Origin of the sequence: Caballeronia fortuita (assembly GCF_001544835.2) — a bacterium.
Classification (GTDB): Bacteria; Pseudomonadota; Gammaproteobacteria; order Burkholderiales; family Burkholderiaceae; genus Caballeronia; species Caballeronia fortuita.
In genome coordinates, this window is sequence record NZ_FCNX02000004.1 from 316,897 (window position 1) to 334,287 (window position 17,391).

The window sequence follows — 17,391 nt, forward strand, 5'->3', positions numbered from 1 at the left end:
GAGACCTTCATGAAGATTGCATTTCTGGGCGCAGGCGCGCTCGGCTGCGCCATCGGCGCCGCGCTGACCGAAGGCGGCCACGAGACGTGGCTCGTCGACAGCTTCGCGGCGCACGTCGAGGCCATGTCCCGCGACGGCCTGCAAGTCGACGACGAACGCGGCACGCGCAGCGTCAAGGTGCGCGCGACGATGAATCCCGCCGACGTCGGAACGGTGGACCTCGTCATCGTCCTGGTCAAATCCTTCCACACCGATTCGGCGATGCGCGGCGCGCTCGACCTTGTCGGCCCCGATACGCTCGTGCTTTCTCTTCAGAACGGCCTCGGTCATGAAGATCTGCTCAGCGAGATTGTCGGACGCGAGCGAGTGCTCGCGGGGAAGACCTATGTCGGTGGCGTGTTGCGCGCGCCCGGCCACATCCAGTCCGGCGTCACCGGGAAGGTCACGATCATCGGCGAACTCGACGGCCGCGTGACGCCACGCGCGCAAAGTGTCGCGGAAGCATTCAACCGCGCAGGTCTCACGACGATGGTCAGCGCCAATATCCTCGGCACGATGTGGGACAAGCTGCTGATCAACGTCGCGACCGGTGCGATCACAGGCATCACGCGTCTGACGTATGGGCAGCTTTACAGCGAACCCGTGCTGAAGGCGACGTCGCTCGCTGCCATTGAGGAAGCCATGGCAGCGGCGAAGGCGGCCGGCATCAAACTCTCCATCACGCGTGCGGAAGACGCCTGGAACATGGCCGCCGAAGGGCTTCCAGCCGCGTTCAAGACCTCCATGCTGCAAAGCCTGGAAAAGTCGTCCGTCACCGAAATCGACTTCATCAACGGCGCGGTCGTGCGTTGGGGCGAACGGCTCGGCGTGCCAACGCCGGTCAATTCGACACTCGTGGCGTGCGTGAAAGGCATCGAGCGCGGCATGACCGACCGCCAGAAAGAGGAGGGTGGGGCATGAGCGCACGCAAAGCCTATCTGGAACACGTCGCGATCTGGGTGAAGGATATCCACTGGCACATCCGCTTCTTCGAAGAAGTGCTTGGCATGACCATGCGCGAAGTAGACGGCTCGCGCGAAGCGCCACGTCAGTACTGGACACTCGGCGGACTGCAATTCATTAGCGATCCCGCTTACGACGGACCCGAAGGCCGGCTCGCGCATCTGGGCGTGATGTGCGAGGACCTCGAAGCCGCGCTCGCCGCCGCGCAGCCGTTCGGCGTCACGGAGATGACGCAGGGCCGTAACTGGCTGCGCCTGCCCGACGGACTCGCCGTCGAACTCATCCAGGCAAGACCCGCCACATGCGTCGCGCAGGCGCTGTCGATCAATCCACGCGCGGAGGCGTGAGCATGAGCACCATCAATATCACCGAAAAGTATTGGGACGATGCGCAGGAAGGCGACGAGTGCGTCAGCCCGACCTACACCGTCACGAAGGAACGCATTCTCGCTTACGCCGATCTGACGGGCGACCACACGCCGGTGCATGTCGATGAGGACTATGCCAACGCAAGCCACTTCGGTTCGATCGTCGCGCATGGCCTGTTCGGGCTGTCCATCGCCGACGGACTCAAGACGCAGAGCGACTATCGCTTTCTGCCCGGCATGTCGCTCGGCTGGACTTGGGATTTCGTGCTGCCCATCAAGGTCAACGACGTGCTGCATGTCAAGTTTCGCGTGACATCCATGCGCGCGAGCAAGAGCCGTCCGGGCTGGGGCATCGTCGTGTTGCCTTCGGAACTGATCAACCAGAACGGCGAAGTCGTTCAACGCGGCGAGCATCGTCTGATGATCCCGCGCCGTCCGGGAGCCTACTGATGCAAGCCCGTCCCCTCGAAGGCATTCGCGTCGTCGACTACAGTCACTTTCTAGCCGGTCCCTATGTCGGCCGCTGCCTCGCCGCGCTCGGCGCCGAAGTCATCAAAGTCGAGCGTCCCGGCAGCGGCGATGCAGGCCGCCAGCACGCGACCGTCCTCGACGACCAGCAAAGCGCCTACTTCCTCCAGCTGAACATGGGCAAGCGCGGCGTGAGCGTCGACATGAAAGATCCGCGGGGCAAGGCGTTCATGCAGCGCCTGTGCGATTCGGCGGATGTGTTCATCGAAAACTATCGCCCCGGTGCGCTCGACAAACTCGGCCTCGGCTATGCCGCGCTGTCCGAGCGCAATCCCGGTCTCGTCTATTGCTCGATCTCGGCGTACGGGCACACGGGTCCGGACGCGCATCGTGCGGGCTTCGGGCTGATCGCGGAAGCGAAGAGCGGCATCATGCAGATGATCGGCAACCCCGGCGAGCCGCCGCCACTCATGCGAATTTCGCTCGGCGACATGTACACCGGCATCCACGCGGTGGCCGCGATCAACGCTGCCTTGCTCGGCCGCGTGAAGAGCGGACGCGGCCAGCATATCGACATGGCGCTGTACGACACGCTGTTCTCGATGCACGAATACGCCGTCCAGTGCTACACGATGCAGGGCGTGGTCCCCGAACAGACGGGCCACGACATGCCGACATCGACCTTATACGGCGTGTTCAGAGCAAACGATGGCGATCTGGTCATCGCCGCGCAGGTCGACGTATCGTGGAAGCGCTTCGCCGCGGCGGTCGAGCAAAACGGCGGCCCCGCAGGTTTCGCGAGCGATGCGCGCTTTCACAGCCTGAACGGGCGCAATGCGAACCGCGAGGCCGTTCTTGCGGTCGTGAAGCCGTGGGTCGCTGCACGCAACGTCGCCGATGTGCTCGCTCTGCTCGACAGCGTCGATGTGCCCTGCGCCAAGGTACAACGCATCGACGAGGTCGTGGCCGATCCGCAGATCGTCGCGCGCGGCATGGTGATCGAACAGGAGCATCCGCGTTTGGGCACGCTGCGTCTGCCAAACCTGCCATTCCGCTTCTCGGACTGCGATACGTCGATTCGCGAAGTCGGCCCCGATCTCGGGCAGCACAACGAGGAAGTCGCCCGCTCGCTCGGCTTCAGCGCGGCCGAGATCGATGCGATGCAGACCGACGGCGTGCTGTTCTCTAAACCGGGGGCATGATGAGCGATCGATACGCGGTCATTGGCAATCCCATCGGGCACACGAAGTCTCCGTTGATCCACGGCTTCTTTGCGCAGGAGACCGGTCAGGACATGAGCTATGGGGCCATCGAAGGTCCTGTGGAACCTGCCAGCGGCTTTTCCGATACCGTTAAGAGCTTCATTGAAGCGGGCGGCCGCGGCATGAATGTCACCGCACCGTTCAAACTCGCCGCATTCGCCATGTCGGATGAACGCAGCGAAAGAGCGGAACTCTCGGGCGCGGTCAACGCGATGAAGTTCGAGGACGGCCGGATCATCGCCGAGAATTTCGATGGCGTCGGTCTCGTGCGCGATATCGAAGTCAACCTGCAACGGCCGATCGCCGGCAAGCGCGTTCTGATCCTCGGCGCGGGCGGCGCTGCACGCGGGGCGTTGCTGCCGTTCGCCGCGGCGCGACCCGCCGAGCTCGTCGTCGCGAACCGGCACGTGGACAAGGCGCGCGCGCTCGTTGAACAGGCCGCGGTGGGCGGATCGATCACTGCGTGCGGCTACGCTGACCTGGAATCGATGGGGCGCTTCGACCTCGTTGTCAACGCGACATCCGCGAGCCTGACCGGGCAACTGCCGCCGGTGCCAGCAAGTGTCTTCAGCGCCAGCGCAAGCGCCTATGAACTCGCTTACGGCAAGGGGCTCACGCCTTTCCTGCGGCTGGCGCGCGAGGTAGGCGTGCAAGGCATCGCTGACGGCGTGGGCATGCTGGTCGAACAGGCCGCGGAGGCGTTCGCATGGTGGCGCGGCGTTCGTCCGCAAACGCGCGCCCTCATCGACCGCCTGACGGTTCCGCTCGATTAACCCCGAGGAGGATAGTTCGCATGCAAGGCGAGCCATATCGTTTTTGCAGGTACGAAGTCGACGGTCCGCTCCTTACATTGACGATCGACCGGCCCGAAGTTCTCAACTCGCTTCACCCTGACGCGCACCGCGAACTCGCCGACGCGTTCGACCGCTACGCGGCAGATCCCGCGTTGCGCGTGGCCATCGTCACGGGAGCGGGCGGGCGCGCGTTCTGTGTCGGCACGGACCTGAAAGCCCTCGATGCCACCGGCGACCATACGAAGCCAGCGACGGGCTTCGCGGGCATCACGCATCGCTTCGACTTGTGGAAGCCGCTGATTGCCGCGGTCAATGGCCTGTGTCTTGGCGGCGGCATGGAAATTCTTGCCGCGTGCGATCTCGCCGTCGCGGCCGATCATGCGCAATTCGGCCTTCCCGAGCCACGCGTCGGTCTTGCGGCGCTGGGCGGCGGCCTCCTGCAGCGCCTGCCCAGACAGATCGGCATGAAGGACGCCATGGCGCTGGTGCTCACCGCCAGACGCATTTCGGCGCAAGAGGCGCGTCGCATTGGCCTGATCAACGAGATCGTGCCCGCAGCCGACCTGATGAGCCGGGCACGTGCGCTAGCCGATGACATCCTGGCCTGTGCGCCGCTCGCCATTCAGGCCTCGAAGCAGGTGATGCTGAGAAGCCTCGCACAGGCTGACCTTGCATCGACGATGCACGAAGATTATCCGCTCGCGCAACGCATGCTCGCCAGCGACGACGCGCGGGAGGGTCCCAAGGCGTTCGCTGAAAAGCGTCTGCCGCGGTGGACCGGCCAATAGCCGGCGAATGCATTCATCCCTCGATCGGACCGCTCGAAGAAGCGGCCTTAAATCTACCGGAGACGCAAGTGACGCCGCAAGAACAGACACTGAACGGTGACGCCGCCGTTTGCACGGAAGATATCGATGACAAGCGGATGGCGAACCGCGCGGCGCTGAGCAGCATTGCGGGTTCGGCGCTCGAATGGCTCGATTTCGCCGCTTACGGAGCCATTGCGGCAACGGTCCTTCCACAGCTCTTCTTTTCCGCTAGTGACGCGACCACGGCCACGCTCGCCGCGTTTGCGACTTTCTCGGTGGGGTTTGTCGCTCGGCCGCTGGGTGGTCTGATCTGCGGCGCGCTGGGCGACCGCGTCGGCCGCCGCAACATGCTCGTCTTTACGTTCCTGCTGATGGGCGTTTGCTCGTTCCTGATCGGCGTGCTGCCCACTTATGCATCGATTGGCGTGCTCGCTCCCGTGGCGCTCGTCATTCTGCGATTCATGCAGGGCTTTGCCCTTGGCGGCGAAGTCACCGGCAGCCAGTTGCTCACGATGGAGCATGCGCCGAAGAACCGCCGCGGCTTTTACAGCTCCTTCATCGCGATGGGCTCCCCGCTGGCCCAGGTGTTGGCGAATGCGGTTCTATTCGGCGTCGCCGCGATCGTCACGAACGAACAGTTCCTGAGATTTGGCTGGCGTATTCCGTTTCTCTTCAGCTTCCTGCTGGTGGCGATCGGCCTGTTCATCCGCATGCGGATCTCGGAAACGCCCGCATTCGAAGCGCAAATGAAGCAGAAGCGTTCTGGACGCGCGCAATCGAAGGCCGGTTTCGGCGAACATGGCGGCACGATACTGCGTCTCATGATGGTGTGGGCCGCCGTGTCGATCGCTTATTTCATCGCGACGGTATTCATTCTTTCCTATGTGACGGGCAAGCTCGGCGTATCGAAGCAGACGGCGTTTGCGATTCTCATCGTCGCGCATCTTTGCTCGATGGTCGCGATGGGCTTCGGCGGCGCGCTTTGCGACCGCATCGGACGGCGACGCGCCATGCTGGTCGGTTCGCGATCCATGCTTGTCGCGTTCATCGTTTTCTTCCCGCTGATTCTGAGCGGGCATGTCGTGCTGATTGGCCTGGCCATCGTCTTTCTGCTGTGCGCGGCGCAATTCCATGCGGGTGTGCAGCCCGCCTATTTCGCCGAGGCGTTTCCCACGGAGTTCCGTTATCGCGGTTCCGCCGTTGCCTATAACCTCGCGGTCGTGATCGGCAGCAGCGCGCCGTTCGCCGCGACGCTGATCCAGGCGCACACGGCAGGCGCCACCTGGCCAATCGTCGCGCTCGGCATTGTGTTCAATCTGCTCTCGATGTGGGCGATCCATGCTGGCCCGGAAAGTCACGGAGCGTGACATGACAAAGACGCGCATTGCTGTTGCAGGCGCCATCACCGAAGCGATCGTCAATTCCGCGAAAACAGGCGCATTGGTCGAGACGGCATCGTTGAATTTAACGTCACGGATTTAGAGTACACATTGGATGGAAGAATGAAAACGTTTCTTATGTTGCACGGTATCAACCACAACATGTTCGGCAAGCGAGATCCCGTTCAATACGGCACGGCCACGCTCGCCGACATCGACGCGAAACTGCACGCGCTCGCAGGAGAACTCGGCGTGAAGGTCGAAAGCTATCAGACCAACAGCGAGGGCAACATGTGCGAACGCATCCATCAGGCGTTCACCGACAAGGTCGATGGCGTGCTCATCAATGCGGGTGCATGGACGCACTACAGTTACGGCATCCGCGACGCACTCGCCATTCTGACCGTGCCCGTCGTGGAGATTCATATGTCGAACATCCACGCACGTGAGGCCTTCCGCCATCATTCGGTGTTCGCCGAAATCGTCAAGGGCCAGATTTGCGGATTCGGCATAGAAAGCTATTCCCTCGGTCTGCGGGCGGTGGTGTCCGCGGCTGCCTGACAGGACAGGCTGCGTCGAGTGCAGGTCGAATCCATACGGAGACGGCGATCATCATCGGCAACGAACAGGACCTCACGCGCGCAGTGCTCGACGAGTTAGCGCGTGCGCCCGACGCGCGCTATCGGGAAATCATGTCGGCGGTGGTGCGTCATCTGCACGATCTGGCCCGGGAAGTTCGGCTCACCGAGGCCGAGTTTCATCAGGCCTGCGCCGTCGTGGCGAAGCTCGAGCAACTCAGCAACTCAGCACGGCATCTCACAACGAAGTGGTGTTGACGGCCGGATCGCTCGGACTGTCATCGCTGATTTGCCTGCTCAATAATCAGATCTCCAGTGAATCGACGTGCCGCCGAAGTCCTGATCTCTCTCGCGCACGTTGCCTTACGCGGCATCCCACGCGCGGCGCAGGAACGCCGCGCTTTCGCGCATTCCGATCACGGGATCTCCGTCGATGCCGCACTCGCTGCTGAGCAAACCGGTATAGCCACCTGCCTTGAGGTGCCCGAAGAAAGCCGCATAGTCGTACGAGCCGGTCCCGGGATTGAGTCGTCCCGTATCAGCAAGATGCACGTGCGCTAAGGATCCGGCATGCGCGTTCACTTCGCCCAGCGGCTCGGCCTCTTCGTCCATATGATAGAAATCCGCGAGCGCGCGCACCTCCGGACGATTCAGCGTGTGCGCCAGTCGCGCGCCATCCGCTACGCTATTGACGAGCGTCGATTCTTTGCGATTGAGCGGCTCGATGACAAGCGTCGTGCCACACCCGCACAGCGCGTCAGCGCACCAATCCAGCGCGTGAAGGAAGTCGTCCTCTGCGTCGCGCCTGGTCCAGCCGTCGGGAATGTTGCGCGTCCAGCCGCTTCCTAGCACGACCACACGGGCGTTTGCCATCGCAAGCAAATGCACCACGCGATCGAAATAAGCGCGGTTGCGTGCATCGTTTTTGTCCGGCCCGACGAGCCGGAAGTCATGAGGAAACAGGTAGCTGAATGCGAGAGCCGGCAGCGGCAGCGCCTTGATCAGTGACTTCGCCTGCGCGAACGCGGCGTCGTCCTCAATGTGCAGCGGAACGAGTTGAGCCTCGATATAGTCGAGGCCCGCCTGCTGCATGAGCGGCGCATGGCGAAGAGGTCCGCACCAGCCGAGAAGGGGTGTGATCATGTCGACGATGGAGATCAATAGCTGAGCGTAGCGAGCGAGCGCAGAACATCGGGCGTCGTCGTCGGGAAGCCGAAGAATTCGAGGTAGGCAGGAATCTGCTCGAACAACATGTCCGAGCCGACCTGAAAGCGGCAGCCGCGCCTCTGTGCGGCCTTGAGAAACGCAGTCATCTCCGCTTTCATTACCACCTCCCCTACGAAGGTCTCGGGTGATATGCGCTCGACGTCGACCGGAAGCGGATCGCCTTCGCTCATACCCATGGGTGTGGCATTGACGACCAGGTCGTAGCCGGCCGGATCGTTGCTGCTTGTGCTCAGTTCGAGTCCCGGATAGTGCGCCGCGAGCCGGTCTCTTAACCCTTGAGCGGATTCGGGACGCGCGTCGTACAGCGCGAGCGATGCAATGCCCGCTGCCGCCAGCGATGCCGCGATGGCGGAGCCCACGCCACCCGCGCCCACGACGAGCGCGCGTGCGCCTTCGAGCCGGCAGCCCTTGCGCCGTACGCCGCGCACGAAGCCTTCACCATCGAACATGTCGCCAATGAGTCGCCCGTCTTCAGCGCGGCGCACGGCGTTGCAGGAACCGGCAATTTTCACGGCGGGCGAGACTTCGTCAAGCAGGCCGACGGTTGTAACCTTGTGCGGCATCGTGATCAGCGCACCACGAACATTTTCCAGCTGAAAGACCGAGCGCAGAAACTCAGGGAACGGCCCGGCCTTGCATCCCATCGGGACGACGACTGCATCGATGTCCGCATGGTCGAAGTACGGGTTGTAGATCATTGGCGCCTTGAACGAATGCGTCGGAAATCCGATGTGCGCGATGATGGCGGTGTTGCCGGTGATCATTCATGTCTCCGTTGATGCTCGTACAACAAACCAGGGACGGGCACCGCGTTGAAGGTGCCCGTTCAACGCGTCAGCGGGTCTGCATCGCTGCCTTTGCGAGTCGCGCCTCGTCTAGCGCCTCTTCGCGCAGCGCGTCGTATTGCTCTTTTGAAATGGGCACTGCATCCTTTCTGCCAAGATCGCTGAGACGCACGCGATAGGTCTCCCGTGCGCTCCATGCGGCCAGCGCCGAGATGACCGTGACGCCGAGTGTGATCGAGCCGATCAGCATCGGAACACTATGCGATCCAGGTGGAGCGACAGCCGCGAAAAGCGCGGGAAGCAGGGCTGTGATGGTGGTGCCGATGTTCTGCGCGATTGCCATTGCGGAGACGCGAAATCGGGTGGGGAAAAGTTCCGGGTAATAACCGGGGAAGATCGCGTTATAGCCTTGGTAGACCACTCCCCACATCAGGATCGACATGACGAAGGCGATCGGAAGATTGTGGATGCTAATCGCGTAAAGATACGCATAAGACAGCAAGCCAGACGCAAGGGCACCGAAAATGATCGGAACACGGCGTCCAATGCGATCGGAGAGATTCCCGACGAATGGAATGACGAGGACCGCCACGATATTCCCCACCACGGGGATCCACAGATACACGCTTGCGTGGAAGTTGATTCCATAGGAGGGCTGCACGGCATATGCGGCACCGAAGACCGTTGCGACGACCGGGATCACGTTCATGAAAGCCATGCACACGACACGAAGCATGTCGGGCCAGCTGTACTTGAATGCTTCGAGAACCGGCGCACGAGACACTTGGCCGCTGTCGTCTTCCTTCTTGAATGCCGCCGTCTCGTCGACTTCGCGACGGATAATGAAGCCGGCGATCAGCACGCCCGCACTCAGCAGAAAGGGAATGCGCCAGCCCCACGAGACAAACGCATCCTCGGGCATATAGTAAGCGAGCGGGAGGAAAACGGCGGCCGCGAGAATTTGGCCGGCTTGCACGCCTTGCAGCGTGAAGCTCGCAAAGTAGCCGCGCCGACCGAACGGTGCCTGCTCCATGATCATCGAGCTCGCGCCGGAAATTTCACCCGCCACCGCGAAACCTTGAACGAGCCGCAAAATCACCAGGAGCGCAGGGGCAAGGACGCCCACCGATTGATAGGTCGGCAACAGGCCGACGGCCATCGTTGAAAAGCCCATGAGAAACATGCAAATCAGCAGTACAGTCTTGCGACCGTGCGTGTCGCCCCAATGCCCTAGAAAAAAGGCGCCGATTGGGCGTGCCACGTAGCCCACCCCGTAAGTCGCGAGCGAGGCAACGATAGCAATCTTGGGATCGCCTTTGGGGAAAAAGATTTGCGGAAAGATCAGCGCGGCAGCCTGCGCGTAGATGAAGAAATCGTAGTACTCCAAGGCGGATCCTATCCATCCGCTAGCTCGCGCCTTGCGTGCCTGTTTTCGGGCTCGCTCATCCATGAGCCCGTCGTTCACCCCGCCTTGACGCGGCAGTCCTTGTTCCATGAACGTCTCCTGATTCGATTTACTGGAGCAGCATCGTTGGCTGCGTCTCTGGTGGCATGGTCTAGTTGCATCGCGCGACCGCTAAATCCGAATTCAAGATACGCAGTTGTTTTCGCACTGGCAATGCAATGACTACAATAGGGGCATTGCGTTGAACAATGATCGACATGACTACGTCCGAGTTGCCTGATCTGAAGCTTCTTCAGCTCTTCGACTTGCTGTACGACGTTCGCAGCGTCACCCGCGCAGCGGAACAGCTAGGACAGGCCCAGCCTACCGTCAGCATCTGGCTTGCGCGTCTGCGCGATTATCTACAGGACCCGCTGTTTGTGCGCACGCCGGCCGGCATGACGCCCACGCCGCAGGCGGACGCGCTGATCGGCCCATGTCGAGAAATCCTGGAGTCGTTGCGTCGGTTCTCCTCGTGGGATTTCTCGTTCGATCCGATGACAGCGAAGCGGCGGTTTCGTATTTGCATGACCGATGCGAGCCACATCACGCTGCTTCCGCGAATGCTTGCGCATGTACGTGCGCAAGCGCCAGGCATTCGGCTCGAGGCCGCGCGCATAGACGGCAACACGGAACGCGCGCTGGAATCTGGCGAAGCCGATCTCGCGATCGGGTATGTCCCATGGCTCGGGAGCGGCATGTTCCAACAACAGCTTTATATGCAGGATTGGGTCTGCCTGGTCGCTCCGAGCCATCCCCGTATTCGTGCGAGGTTGACTCTCAAACAGTATTGCAGCGAGGGGCACGTCATCATTGCCGCGGGCACAGGCGCTCAACTGCTGGAGCAGGCCCTTTTGCGCGAGGACATCGAGCGCGATGTTGTGCTTGAACTTCCCGGGATGCTCGGACTCGGATCGATCGTCAAGTCCACCGACCTTATCGCCACCTTGCCGCGAAACATCGGTGAAACGCTAGCGCGGGTGAACGACTTGACCGCCCATACGTGCCCGTTTCCGGTTGACAGATTCGCCGTGCGGCAGCACTGGCATGCAAAGTACCATCACGAGGCAGGTAATCGCTGGCTGCGCTCGGTCGTGGCCGATCTTTTCTTGAGCACCAATTAGGCTTTATTTGCGACGGTTCGATCGAGGAACTCGACGGAATAGCGTTCGCTGGTGCGGTGCCGCCGCCACGAATTATTTACATAATCTTTATGATCGAACTTTTGTGATGTGCGTGCTTAATAAATCATCGGTCCATCCATCCACAAACCAAATACCCCGCATTCAAACATTTAATTTGTCGATACCGTCCACCTCCGATATTTTGGTCAGATTCGTCGGCCCGCGCGCGATCTCGCCCGGGTTTCTATACTAAAAATTCCACGCCCCCTCGGGTCGCACACAGCGACAGACCCTTTCGCTGGTGTGTTCCCGTAATGCCGACGCTGAACCACCACAACGCCGTGAACCCTAACGGAGACTTTCGTATGTCAAGCAACACGTACTACGCGCCGCACGGTGGTCATCCACCGCAGACCGAGCTGTTGACCGATCGCGCGATGTTCACTGAAGCGTATGCCGTCATCCCCAAGGGCGTGATGCGCGATATCGTCACCAGTCATCTGCCGTTCTGGGACAAGACGCGTCTGTGGGTGCTGGCACGTCCGCTCTCCGGCTTCGCCGAAACGTTCTCGCAATACATCATGGAAGTGGCGCCCGGCGGCGGCAGCGAAAACCCCGAACAGGATCCGAACGCAGAAGGCGTGCTGTTCGTCGTCGAAGGCGAAATCGAAGTTACGCTGCAAGGCACGCTGCACGTCCTGAAGACAGGCGGCTACGCTTTCATTCCGCCCGGCACGAACTGGCAGTTGCGCAATCGTCATAAGGATACGGCGCGTTTTCACTGGGTCCGCAAACACTATGAAGCCGTGGACGGCGTGCCGCTTCCGGAAGCTTTCGTCACGAACGAGCAGGATATCGAGCCGATTCCGATGCCCGGCACCGAAGGCCGCTGGGTAACGACGCGCTTCGTCGATACCAGCGACATGCGTCACGACATGCACGTCAACATCGTCACGTTTCAGCCCGGCGGCGTAATTCCTTTCGCGGAAACGCACGTGATGGAACACGGCCTGTACGTGCTGGAAGGCAAGGCGGTGTATCGGCTGAATCAGGACTGGGTCGAAGTCGAAGCAGGCGATTTCATGTGGCTGCGCGCGTTCTGCCCGCAAGCGTGTTACGCCGGCGGACCGAGCCGCTTCCGCTATCTGCTGTACAAGGACGTCAATCGTCACATGAAGCTGACGCTCAACGCACCGCGCTGAGCATAGGCTATTCGAGCGGCTGCGCGTCCCTGACGTCGCCGCCGCATCGAGCAGATGACGTCGTGACGACGCAGCCGTGTTCAAACTCGTTCATGCCACGAGCGCTCCATCACGCGCGACAATGCGTCCATTAGCCACGACGAGCTTGCGCACTGGCCGCGCGACCACCGCTTGCGCGACGTTATCTGCTTCGACCAGCACGAGATCTGCACGCGCGCCCGCCCGCAAGCCATAGTCCGCAAAGCCGCAGCCGCGCGCGGCGGCATCGCTCACGCAATCGAACGCGATCATCAGATCGTCATCGCGCCGCAAGTCGTAACGCATGCCGATCAGCATCGCGCGTTCGAGCATGTCGGGCTTGCCATACGGCGACCAGGTATCGCGAATGCCGTCGTTGCCGCCGAACAGCGTAATGCCCCTCTCGCGGCACAGTTTGAGCGGCGGAACCGTGCACGAAGGCGGCGCGCTCGTGAGCAGCGCCACGCGCAGACGAGCGATGCGATCGAGCAGCGCATCGCGCTCGCGCTCAGGCAACGCGCCCAGACAAAACCCGTGACTCACGACGACCCTGCCCTGCATGCCCGTCGCCTCGACGCGATCGAGCAGCAGCTTAAGCGTGAACGCGCCGATCTCGCCGGGTTCGTGCAGATGAATATCGATCGGCTTGTCATGACGTTGCGCGAGCGCGAAGGTCGCATTCAGTGACGCGACAGGATCGCCGTCGATCAACGCGGGATCGAGCGCGCCGATCACGTCGGCGCCTTGCGCGAGCGCGTCGTCGAGCAGTTCGACCGTGCCCGGACGGATCAGCATGCCCGACTGCGGAAACGCGACGATCTGCATGTCGAGCATCTCGCGCATCGTGTGCCGCGTGGCGAGTACGCCTTCGAGATGGCGCAGTCCGGCATCGCTGTCGATATCGACGTGCGTGCGCAACCGCGTCGTGCCCGCCTGCACGAATGCGCGCGACAGCGCGAGCGATTGCGCGGCAGCATCGTGCCCGGAGGTCTTGCGCCATTCGCGTTCGTTGCCGATGCGATCGGTGAGCAGCGGACCTACTTCATTGCGATACCACGCGCGGCCCCAGTTGCTCTTGTCGACATGCGTGTGCCCTTCGACGAAGCCCGGCAACAGCAGTGCGCCGCCGCCGTCTTCGACAGGTGCATCGCGTGGCGCGTCAACGTGCGCGCCCAGCGCTTCGATACGGCCATCGACGATGGATACTGACACGCGCTGGCCATCGGTCAGTCGCACATTCGAAAGGTAGAGAGAACGATTCATGTTGTTCATGCCGATTCGGGCGGCAGTGTCTGTACGTGCGCGCAACATGCGTTGCGAGGCGCTGATTGCAATGGCGCGAACGCCTGGCGATAGATGTTACGCGCGTTTCTCGCCGATGCATCGAGCGAGATGAGCGAGTTTCATCGGCGTGAACCGATGTTAGCCATCCGCCCGCACATAAGAAAATTAAATGTGGAAATGGGCGCCAGTTGAAAGCCAGATACCGCGATTGCCAGCGCCCTCCCCGCATGATAGAAGTCGATGTCCCTTCTGAACATCATCCGGGTCGATGAAAAAACTTCCTCAAGCACGCACGCCTTTGTTCGACCTCGACCTGCTCAAGGCCATCATAATGGTGGCCGATTGCGGCACCTTCACCGCCGCATCGGCACGGCTGCATTCGACGCAATCGACCATCAGCCAGAAGGTTCGCCGCCTGGAGGATATGGCGGGACACAGGCTGCTCGAACGCGGCAGCCGCGACGTCCGCCCGACCGACGCCGGCGAAACCCTGCTCGCCTACGCACGCAGGATGCTCGCGCTGAACGACGAAATGATCGAGGCGTTATCGGGCGCGAACGTCGGCTTGACGGTGCGGCTCGGCGTGCCGGAAGACTTCGTCGGCGGGCAGACGACGCATATGCTCGCGGCATTCAACCGCAAGCATCCTCAGGTGAAGCTGGAAGTAACGAGCGGATTGAGCCGCGATCTGAGCAACAGCTACGATCGCGGCGATCTCGACTTGATCCTCGTGAAGCAGCGCCGCAACAGCCGCGAGGCCGTCGCGACCTGGCCCGAACAATTGCGATGGATCGACAGCGCGAAGAACCCATCGATTCAACTCGATCCGATTCCGCTCGTCGCCTTTCCGCCGCGCGGGCTGTATCGCGACGACATGACCAACGCAATCGAAAGCATCGGAAGACGCTGGCGGCTCAGCTTCATCAGTTCGAGTCTGAGCGGCATTCAGGCGGCGGTCGCGGACGGTCTGGGCATTAGCCTGATTCCGGCGCGCGCCGTTTTGCCGGAGCACGTCTTGCTGACGACGAAAAGCGGGATGCCCGCGATCGAGACGATGGATATCGCGCTGCTGCATCGCCCCACTGCCGATGCCGTCGTGAAGGAACTCGCGCGCGCGTTGTCGCGAATGTTCGGACCGCAGCGGCGTTAGCTGCGGTGTAAAGGGTGTCGGTGAAAACAGGCGGTTAGTTGCGCAGTCATCGTATCCATCCTCGCTCGATGAGCGGCACATCCCATGCAGGCTCGGGGCCGAGACGTTCGGCGAGAAACTCGACCAGCGCCTTGACCTTGAGCCCCTGGCGCTGCGTCGCGGGATAGACGGCGGCGAAGTTCATCGGCGAGAGCGCGTAGTCCGTCAGCACCGGCACGAGCGCGCCGTTCAGGAGCGACGCGCTCGCGACCAGCGTCGGCAGACACACCACGCCGCCGCCCGTCAGCGCGTAGTCGTGCAGCAAATGAACGGAGTTCGAGCGGATGATGCCGGGCAGTTCGATTTCGACGATCTCTTCGCCGCGCGTCATCGTCCATCGATTGCGCGACGGATAGCCCGAATAAAGCGCCGTCGTATGCGCCAGCAATTCGCGCGGATGCCGCGGCGCGCCATGCTCTTCGATATACGAAGGCGCGGCGCAAAAGAGTCTGCGCACCGTGAAGAGACGCCGCTCGATCAACGAATCGGAGATGGGCGGAAAGATCTGGAACGAGACATCGAACCCTTCTTCGATCGGATCGACAACGCGGTCATTGACGATCACGTCGAGCTGAATGCCGGGATAGCGCCGATTGAACTCGGCCAGCGATGCGCCGAAGTGACCCAGCGCGAAACCGGGCAGCATCTGGATGCGAAGCCGCCCAGTAGGCGTCGCGCGCAACTCGCGCATCTGATCGGTCAGTTCGTTGACCCGTCCCACCACTTCCGCGCAGTCGCGATAGAACGCCTCGCCGACATCGGACAGCCGCACGTGCCGCGTGCTGCGATGAAACAGCGGCACGTTGAGAAACTTTTCCAGTTGCTGTATGCGCGTGGTGACGACCGAACTGGCGACGCCGAGTTGCCGCGCCGCCTCCGCGAAGCTGCTCGTCTCCGCGACCCGCACGAAGGCTTCGATACTGAGAAAACGATCCATGCTGGTCCCTTTGGCCGTGTCCAGCATGTCAGTGTAGCCCGCGCTTACTCGGGCTGTTCGCTCACCGTCAGATCGACCGATCGTGCATTCCCGCGCGCTCTCGCCGGCGCGGTTTCTTCGAGCAGCAGACTTACGCCGATACCGAGAATCACCGCGCAAATCGGCAGCCATACGATATTCTGGATTCCGAACTTGGTGGCGACGAATCCGGCGAGCGCGGGCGCCACGCCGCCGCCAAAGATCTCCCCTGCCCCGACGACAATACCGATCGCCGTCGACACCATGCCGACAGGGGCCGCCTCGGTCGCGACCGGACCTGAGAGCAGCGAAACGAGGCCGAGCGTGAAGAAAGACGCGACGAACAGCACGATGAACAGAACGAGCGGTTGTGCGCCGACGCCGCGAAAAATGTACAGCATGACCGCAGTTCCCGCGAAACCGGCGATGCTCGCAAGCCGCCGCCCGATGAGATCGGACAAGCCCGGCAGGCCGAACTGACCGACGAATCCGCCGAACCCGATTGCGGACACCACGATGCCCATGCGCTGCGTATCGAGCGAGAGATAGTCGGTGAGATAGAGCGGCAGCATCGCGCCCAGCACGAAGACGCCGGTCATCGCGCAGAAGAGCGCGATCATCGCGATGGGAATGTTGCGGCTCTTGAACACGTCGCGCCAGTTGCCTTGCGATGCATGCGCATGCCCACGCGCTTGCGGAACCGTGGACTCCGGTTCGATTGCGCGCGGCTCGCGGATCACGAAATACATCAGCAGTCCGAGTATCAGACCGGGAATGGAGACGAGCGCGAAGACCCAGCGCCACGACACGACGTTGAGCAGTTGCGTGGCGATGATTGGCGAGAGCGCCAGCCCAAACAGCGCGAATCCGCTTTGCTGAAGGCCGAGGTTGAAGCCGCGTCGTTTCGGATGCGAGGCATCTGCGGTTGCGGCGAAACTCGTCGGACAGAACGAGCCCTCGGCGACGCCCATCAGCGCGCGCACCGCGAGCAGGCTCGCGAGGCCGCCCGCGACGCCGGAGAAGCCGGACAGCAGCGAGAACGCGATGATCGCGGGAATCAGCACCTTGCGCCGCCCGATCTTGTCGGAGATGCCGCCCATCAGCGCGGCGAAGACGCCCCACGAAAGCCCCAGAATGCCGATGCAGTTGCCGACGTCCTGCGCGGTGAGATGCAGGTCTTTCATGATGGCCGGAAAGAGCGGCGCGATCAGCCATCGATCGAGGCCGACGAGGCCGAATCCGAGCGCAAGCAGCGTCACGGCTTTCCATTCGTAGGACGTATCCCACCGGTTCGAGGTCATCTCTGTCTCCTGAGTCAGTATCGTCGCGGCGTCTTGACAGGCGATGCCGTCGACGAAACAGAGGGTGACCGAGACGCGCGCGGAAAAGAACGGCTGAACCGGCGAATACGTCATTTGCAGAACGCAAACAATGGCGCGGTGACAGCGCGAGCAAGCCTGCAAGGAGGTCCGTCGAGCGCGTTTTGATCGAACTAGGGATACTT

Annotated in this window: 18 protein-coding genes; 12 read left to right on the forward strand and 6 right to left on the reverse strand. The window is 61.9% G+C overall.

What is annotated here, in order from left to right; translation table 11 throughout:
* Nucleotides 1–9 precede the first annotated feature (9 nt).
* The 9 genes from AWB77_RS10495 (at nt 10) to AWB77_RS36815 (ending at nt 6,917) form a co-directional block, all read left to right on the forward strand.
* A complete protein-coding gene (locus tag AWB77_RS10495; RefSeq protein WP_061134357.1) occupies nt 10–960 on the forward strand; it encodes a ketopantoate reductase family protein in 951 nt (316 codons plus the stop codon).
* Entirely contained in the window at nt 957–1,349 is a 393-nt protein-coding gene (locus tag AWB77_RS10500; protein WP_061134358.1) for a VOC family protein, read from the forward strand. Before AWB77_RS10495 ends, AWB77_RS10500 begins: the two co-directional genes overlap by 4 nt.
* Before the next feature lie 2 nt (nt 1,350–1,351).
* On the forward strand, nt 1,352–1,819 hold the full coding sequence (locus AWB77_RS10505; RefSeq protein ID WP_061134359.1) for a MaoC family dehydratase: 468 nt from the start codon (nt 1,352–1,354) through the stop codon (nt 1,817–1,819).
* Nucleotides 1,819–3,039 (forward strand): CaiB/BaiF CoA transferase family protein, encoded by a 1,221-nt coding sequence (locus AWB77_RS10510; protein ID WP_061134360.1) that lies wholly within the window; start codon nt 1,819–1,821, stop codon nt 3,037–3,039. The genes AWB77_RS10505 and AWB77_RS10510 overlap by 1 nt, the downstream gene beginning before the upstream one ends.
* Nucleotides 3,039–3,872 (forward strand): shikimate dehydrogenase, encoded by an 834-nt coding sequence (aroE, locus tag AWB77_RS10515; protein ID WP_061134462.1) that lies wholly within the window; start codon nt 3,039–3,041, stop codon nt 3,870–3,872. Before AWB77_RS10510 ends, aroE begins: the two co-directional genes overlap by 1 nt.
* Before the next feature lie 77 nt (nt 3,873–3,949).
* Nucleotides 3,950–4,681, forward strand: coding sequence for an enoyl-CoA hydratase-related protein (locus AWB77_RS10520; protein ID WP_244158514.1), 732 nt, complete (start codon nt 3,950–3,952; stop codon nt 4,679–4,681).
* 68 nt (nt 4,682–4,749) lie between these two features.
* Nucleotides 4,750–6,069: an MFS transporter gene (locus AWB77_RS10525; RefSeq protein ID WP_157694793.1), complete on the forward strand. Its 1,320-nt coding sequence runs from the start codon at nt 4,750–4,752 to the stop codon at nt 6,067–6,069.
* Nucleotides 6,070–6,204: 135 nt separating this feature from the next.
* Complete coding sequence (aroQ, locus tag AWB77_RS10530; protein WP_061134362.1) at nt 6,205–6,642, forward strand: type II 3-dehydroquinate dehydratase; 438 nt, start codon at nt 6,205–6,207, stop codon at nt 6,640–6,642.
* A gap of 83 nt (nt 6,643–6,725) precedes the next feature.
* Entirely contained in the window at nt 6,726–6,917 is a 192-nt protein-coding gene (locus AWB77_RS36815; protein WP_061134363.1) for a dioxygenase, read from the forward strand.
* Nucleotides 6,918–7,022: 105 nt separating this feature from the next.
* On the opposite strand, the gene AWB77_RS10540 is transcribed toward AWB77_RS36815, so the two are convergent.
* From AWB77_RS10540 to AWB77_RS10550, 3 genes are all read right to left on the reverse strand, one after another.
* Nucleotides 7,023–7,820 carry a sugar phosphate isomerase/epimerase family protein gene (locus tag AWB77_RS10540; protein WP_157694794.1) on the reverse strand — a complete coding sequence of 266 codons (798 nt, stop codon included), beginning with the start codon at nt 7,818–7,820 and terminating at the stop codon, nt 7,023–7,025.
* Nucleotides 7,817–8,650 carry a shikimate dehydrogenase family protein gene (locus AWB77_RS10545; RefSeq protein ID WP_061134365.1) on the reverse strand — a complete coding sequence of 278 codons (834 nt, stop codon included), beginning with the start codon at nt 8,648–8,650 and terminating at the stop codon, nt 7,817–7,819. Before AWB77_RS10545 ends, AWB77_RS10540 begins: the two co-directional genes overlap by 4 nt.
* Nucleotides 8,651–8,720: 70 nt before the next feature.
* A complete protein-coding gene (locus AWB77_RS10550) occupies nt 8,721–10,121 on the reverse strand; it encodes an MFS transporter (protein ID WP_061134463.1) in 1,401 nt (466 codons plus the stop codon).
* A 212-nt stretch (nt 10,122–10,333) separates the two neighbouring features.
* Here AWB77_RS10550 and AWB77_RS10555 point away from each other — a divergent pair, with 212 nt between their 5' ends.
* Nucleotides 10,334–11,239: a LysR family transcriptional regulator gene (locus AWB77_RS10555; RefSeq protein ID WP_061134464.1), complete on the forward strand. Its 906-nt coding sequence runs from the start codon at nt 10,334–10,336 to the stop codon at nt 11,237–11,239.
* 365 nt (nt 11,240–11,604) lie between these two features.
* Nucleotides 11,605–12,441: a bifunctional allantoicase/(S)-ureidoglycine aminohydrolase gene (locus tag AWB77_RS10560; protein WP_061134366.1), complete on the forward strand. Its 837-nt coding sequence runs from the start codon at nt 11,605–11,607 to the stop codon at nt 12,439–12,441.
* Between the two features lie 90 nt (nt 12,442–12,531).
* On the opposite strand, the gene AWB77_RS10565 is transcribed toward AWB77_RS10560, so the two are convergent.
* Nucleotides 12,532–13,722, reverse strand: a complete 1,191-nt coding sequence (locus tag AWB77_RS10565; RefSeq protein WP_061134465.1) for an amidohydrolase family protein — start codon at nt 13,720–13,722, stop codon at nt 12,532–12,534.
* A gap of 289 nt (nt 13,723–14,011) precedes the next feature.
* On the opposite strand from AWB77_RS10565, the gene AWB77_RS10570 reads away from it, so the two are divergent.
* The gene (locus AWB77_RS10570; RefSeq protein WP_061134367.1) at nt 14,012–14,893 is read left to right on the forward strand and encodes a LysR family transcriptional regulator; all 882 of its coding nucleotides are present in this window, start codon (nt 14,012–14,014) and stop codon (nt 14,891–14,893) included.
* A 46-nt stretch (nt 14,894–14,939) separates the two neighbouring features.
* On the opposite strand, the gene AWB77_RS10575 is transcribed toward AWB77_RS10570, so the two are convergent.
* Both AWB77_RS10575 and AWB77_RS10580 read right to left on the reverse strand, forming a co-directional pair.
* Nucleotides 14,940–15,869, reverse strand: a complete 930-nt coding sequence (locus AWB77_RS10575; protein WP_061134368.1) for a LysR family transcriptional regulator — start codon at nt 15,867–15,869, stop codon at nt 14,940–14,942.
* A 44-nt stretch (nt 15,870–15,913) separates the two neighbouring features.
* On the reverse strand, nt 15,914–17,188 hold the full coding sequence (locus AWB77_RS10580; protein WP_061134466.1) for an MFS transporter: 1,275 nt from the start codon (nt 17,186–17,188) through the stop codon (nt 15,914–15,916).
* Between the last annotated feature and the right edge of the window lie 203 nt (nt 17,189–17,391).

What these genes read in the sequence shown, in the direction of transcription:
- AWB77_RS10505 (WP_061134359.1), top strand. Translation starts at nt 1,352, where the DNA reads ATGAGCACCATCAATATCACCGAAAAGTATTGGGACGATGCGCAGGAA.
- AWB77_RS10580 (WP_061134466.1), bottom strand. Translation starts at nt 17,188, where the DNA reads ATGACCTCGAACCGGTGGGATACGTCCTACGAATGGAAAGCCGTGACG.
- AWB77_RS10500 (WP_061134358.1), top strand. Translation starts at nt 957, where the DNA reads ATGAGCGCACGCAAAGCCTATCTGGAACACGTCGCGATCTGGGTGAAG.
- aroE (WP_061134462.1), top strand. Translation starts at nt 3,039, where the DNA reads ATGAGCGATCGATACGCGGTCATTGGCAATCCCATCGGGCACACGAAG.
- AWB77_RS10545 (WP_061134365.1), bottom strand. Translation starts at nt 8,650, where the DNA reads ATGATCACCGGCAACACCGCCATCATCGCGCACATCGGATTTCCGACG.
- AWB77_RS10560 (WP_061134366.1), top strand. Translation starts at nt 11,605, where the DNA reads ATGTCAAGCAACACGTACTACGCGCCGCACGGTGGTCATCCACCGCAG.
- AWB77_RS10575 (WP_061134368.1), bottom strand. Translation starts at nt 15,869, where the DNA reads ATGGATCGTTTTCTCAGTATCGAAGCCTTCGTGCGGGTCGCGGAGACG.
- AWB77_RS10510 (WP_061134360.1), top strand. Translation starts at nt 1,819, where the DNA reads ATGCAAGCCCGTCCCCTCGAAGGCATTCGCGTCGTCGACTACAGTCAC.
- aroQ (WP_061134362.1), top strand. Translation starts at nt 6,205, where the DNA reads ATGAAAACGTTTCTTATGTTGCACGGTATCAACCACAACATGTTCGGC.
- AWB77_RS10550 (WP_061134463.1), bottom strand. Translation starts at nt 10,121, where the DNA reads ATGGATGAGCGAGCCCGAAAACAGGCACGCAAGGCGCGAGCTAGCGGA.
- AWB77_RS10570 (WP_061134367.1), top strand. Translation starts at nt 14,012, where the DNA reads ATGAAAAAACTTCCTCAAGCACGCACGCCTTTGTTCGACCTCGACCTG.
- AWB77_RS10495 (WP_061134357.1), top strand. Translation starts at nt 10, where the DNA reads ATGAAGATTGCATTTCTGGGCGCAGGCGCGCTCGGCTGCGCCATCGGC.
- AWB77_RS10555 (WP_061134464.1), top strand. Translation starts at nt 10,334, where the DNA reads ATGACTACGTCCGAGTTGCCTGATCTGAAGCTTCTTCAGCTCTTCGAC.
- AWB77_RS10565 (WP_061134465.1), bottom strand. Translation starts at nt 13,722, where the DNA reads ATGAATCGTTCTCTCTACCTTTCGAATGTGCGACTGACCGATGGCCAG.